This window comes from Marinobacter sp. UBA2498 (assembly GCF_002341575.1).
GTDB classification, from domain to species: Bacteria; Pseudomonadota; Gammaproteobacteria; order Pseudomonadales; family Oleiphilaceae; genus Marinobacter; species Marinobacter manganoxydans.
In genome coordinates this window covers 999-4,873 of sequence record NZ_DDOI01000134.1, presented here as the reverse complement: position 1 = coordinate 4,873, position 3,875 = coordinate 999, and the positions used below count along the sequence as shown (strand labels likewise).

3 protein-coding genes and 1 pseudogene are annotated in these 3,875 nt (G+C 56.9%); 2 read left to right on the top strand and 2 right to left on the bottom strand.

Annotation, left to right across the window (positions count from 1 at the left end):
- Positions 1-54 precede the first annotated feature (54 nt).
- Complete coding sequence (locus B2W52_RS18365) at positions 55-501, top strand: tripartite tricarboxylate transporter TctB family protein (protein ID WP_036204068.1); 447 nt, start codon at positions 55-57, stop codon at positions 499-501.
- A complete protein-coding gene (locus B2W52_RS18360) occupies positions 501-2,027 on the top strand; it encodes a tripartite tricarboxylate transporter permease (protein WP_036204071.1) in 1,527 nt (508 codons plus the stop codon). Before B2W52_RS18365 ends, B2W52_RS18360 begins: the two co-directional genes overlap by 1 nt.
- 51 nt (positions 2,028-2,078) lie before the next feature.
- Here the strand turns inward: B2W52_RS18360 and B2W52_RS18355 are convergent, their stop codons facing one another.
- Together B2W52_RS18355 and B2W52_RS18350 are read right to left on the bottom strand one after the other, a co-directional pair.
- Positions 2,079-3,590, bottom strand: a complete 1,512-nt coding sequence (locus B2W52_RS18355) for a sensor domain-containing diguanylate cyclase (RefSeq protein WP_273069248.1) — start codon at positions 3,588-3,590, stop codon at positions 2,079-2,081.
- Between the two features lie 114 nt (positions 3,591-3,704).
- Positions 3,705-3,875 (bottom strand): annotated as a pseudogene (locus tag B2W52_RS18350) (PhoH family protein); the annotation flags it as partial.

Here is a 3,875-nt window from a genome sequence, read left to right as displayed (position 1 = left end):
CGAGCAACAGGTAAAGGACATCGAGAACCTGTCCCGCGAAATAGGACTGCTGAAATGACAGGCCTGGGTGATCGGCTTCTTGGCCTGGGCCTGATGGTTCTGGCAGTGGCTTACGGCTGGGTTGCACAGCAGTGGCCCGAGCCGTTTGGCGGCGCCGAAACCGTTGGGCCGGAAACCTTTCCAACCATCCTTGCGGTGGTTCTGGTTGCCGGCAGCATCTACCTGATGGTCAAGCCGGACCCCGACGCCCAGTGGCCGCTGGGCCGGTCCGCAGTTGAGCTGGTGGTGTCGCTGGTTGTGCTGGTGGTCTACGCGATGCTGCTTGAGCCCCTGGGGTTTGTCATCTCGACAACCCTGGCGGTTGGCACCCTTAGCTGGCGCATGGGCGCGCCCGCCAGGAATGCCTTTTTAACGGGCCTGATCAGCGCCGTGGTGGTGTTCGTCCTGTTCAACTATGGCCTGGCGTTGAGCTTGCCTGCTGGCATCCTGGAGGTGAACTGATGGAAACGCTCGGTTTTCTGATGGAGGGGTTTGCGGTTGCCCTGACACCGTACAACCTGATGTTTGCGCTCTTCGGTGCTTTCGTGGGCACCCTGATTGGTTGTTTGCCCGGCCTGGGGCCGGCAAACGGTGTGGCGATCCTCATCCCGTTGGCGTTTACCCTTGGCTTGCCGCCGGAAACTGCCATGATCCTGCTGACATCGGTTTACGCCGGCGCGATGTATGGCGGCCGTATTTCCTCCATCCTGCTCAACATTCCCGGTGACGAACCGGCGATGATGACCTGCCTCGATGGCTACCCCATGGCCCAAAAGGGGCGGGCGGCCGATGCGCTGGCGATCTCTGCTATTGCGTCCTTTGCCGGTGGGCTGATCGGCACCATCGGGTTGATCATGCTTGCCCCGGTGCTGGCGAGGTTTGCCTTGAGTTTCGGCCCGGCGGAGTATTTCGCGCTGTTCCTGCTGGCCTTCGCCACCCTGGGTGGTATTACCGGCAAGAACCCGATGAAGACGGTGATTGCCGCGACCCTGGGGATCATGATCTCCACCGTGGGCATCGATATCTCCACCGGCACCCAGCGCTACACCTTCGGTGTGCTGGAGCTGTACGAGGGTATCGATTTCATCCTGGCGATTGTTGGCCTTTTCGCCATTTCGGAGTTGTTGTTCTTCGTCGAGTCGCGCATGGGCGGTGGGCGTAAGAAAATGAACGTGGGCAAGCTGACCCTTACCTTCAAGGAGTTGGTCTCCACGGTTCCCACCCAGCTTCGTGGCGGCGTGCTTGGATTCATTTCCGGCGTGCTGCCGGGTGCCGGTGCGTCCCTGGGCAGTTTTATCAGCTACACCCTCGAAAAGAGCGTGATAGGCAAGAAGGGCACGTTCGGCGAGGGCGATATCCGGGGTGTGGTGGCGCCTGAGGCGGGCAACAACGGTGCCTCATCAGGCGCGCTCGTACCCATGTTGACCCTGGGCGTGCCAGGTAGCGGTACCACCGCGGTGCTGTTGGCGATGCTGATTTCATTGAACATCACACCGGGCCCGCTGATGTTTACCCAGAACGCCGATATTGTCTGGGGCGTCATTGCCGCCCTGCTGATTGGCAATGTGCTGCTGCTGGTGCTTAACATCCCGTTGGTTGGCTTCTTTGTGCGCCTGCTGTCGGTGCCGCCCATGTACCTGCTGCCCATTGTGACCATGGTGGCCTTCGTGGGCATCTATTCCATCAGCAACAGCGCCTTCGACCTGTATTTCATGGTGGCGTTTGGCGTGGCGGGTTATTTCCTGCGCAAACTGGAAATTCCGGTGGTGCCGATTATTCTCGGGCTATTGCTCGGACCGGAGATGGAGAAGAACCTGGGGCATGCCCTGGTGTTGTCGGACGGCGACTGGAGCATTCTGTGGGAAAGCACCCTGGCCAAGAGCTTCTGGCTGGTTGCCGCTCTGAGCCTGGTGTTGCCTTATGTGGTGGGTCCGGTGCTGCGTCGCCGCATGAACGCGGCCATGAAGGAAAGCCCGGCCAGCGATTGACCCAGGTTCGGTGTTTCCTGCGAATAAGGCCGCACAATTCTCTGTGCGGTCTTATTCTATTCGGTTCCGGCCGTTCTCCTTGGCTTGGTAGAGCGCACGATCTGCAGCGCCAATCAGCTCCGAAACGGATTCAGCTGGAGAGGGTACCTGAGCTGCGATACCGATACTGACGGTGACCCGCGAGTCGACACTGCTTGCGCTGTGTTCAATGTTCTCCTCAGGGATGTGCTGTTGAAGAACAGCGGCAATATTCTGGGCGCTGGCTCGGCTGGTGCCCGGCAATACAATCAGAAACTCCTCCCCACCGTAGCGCGCAACCATGTCCGAATCGCGTTTGGCGGCATTTTGCAGAATTTGAGCAACCTTTTTTAGGCAGTCATCGCCTGCCTGATGGCCGTAGTGGTCGTTGTAGGCTTTGAAATAGTCAATGTCGACCAGCATTACGGTCAGTGGGTCACTGGTTCGTATTAATAGGTGCCAGGCTTGCTGCAGCTTTTTATCCATGGCCAGTCGGTTGAAGAGACCAGTCAGTGGGTCAGTCTCTGACAACTGCTTCAGTTCCTGATTATTGGCTTCGATTAGGCCAAGCATTGTGTTGAAATCTCTCGATAGCGCACCGATTTCATCCTGATTGCGAATCTGGGCCCGCATGGAGTAATCCATGGAGCCCGTAATACTAGCAATGTCGGTTCTGAGGTCGCGGATGGGGCGAACCACCGTAATCTGGAACACGATGAACAGAGTGATCGCAATCGCCACGCCCAGTATGACGAACAGTAGCATCCCGTACCGTATGATGCTCTTTCCCAACTGGCTGATGCTACGGGTAACTTCGGTACTTGCGTTCAGCGCCGGTTCGCCGTCAATGTAAATAGACTTTTGAGCCATCAACCGGCTATCGTCAATCGGCTTGATTTGGTAATGGGAGTTGTCGGAGCCTTTCTGTGTTTCTGTCGGAAGCGATAGCTCGAAGCTCATGAGTATCTGCTCGGCCAGCGTGTTAACTCGATGCTGGTCCAGAAACTGACCGAACAGCAGGAAGCCTCTTGGTTCGCCCGTACCGTCGCTTCTTACAATAGGGCGCATAGAGAAAAGCACCGGGACGCCTTTCAGGGGAAATACGCCGCTGATTCGCTGGTCGTCGACGTCGGCCGAAAGATCGATGTTTTCGGTGTAGTCGCTGGCTGCTGCAAGAAGCTCACTTTGGTGGGACTCAGTACGATCAATAATGTCCTCGCCGGAACGGTAGTCGAACACCCCTGCCCAAAGGGAGTTGCCATTCCTGTCCATTATTAGGGCGACTTCAAAGCCGAAGTTTTCAAAGGTGTCGGGTTGTAGGTTCGACGTGACATATCTTTGATTAAGGTCATTGCTGAATTCATAGGTGTCATCCCAGGCCGCCCAGTCGTAAACGGTGAACTCAATCGTTTCGAGCTGGGCTTCGATACGTCTGACCACCCGGTCTATCTGGTCACGGGCAGAGTCGCGCTCTATGGTGGCGAACGCCGGGAAAATGAGATGTCGCTGAATGAAGAAGGAGGCCACCGCAAGCACGACGGCCATCAGAACAATCGGTATGGTTGTTTTTGCGAAAATGGACATAGCCGTTCACCTGTCTGCTTGGCTCAAGCTTAGGCGATGCAACTATGTCCTGCTGTATTTTTTCGTAAGACTCCGTTAAAGGTTGGCTTCTGCGTACTCCGCCAGAACAGAACGTGGGACGCCCTGTAGGTGAATGTGCCCGCCATGGCGGAAACTCTTGAAGCGCTCGGTCATGTAGGTCAGGCCTGAGCTCAGGGCGCTCAGATAGGGGGTGTCGATCTGAGCCAGGTTACCCAGGCAGATTAC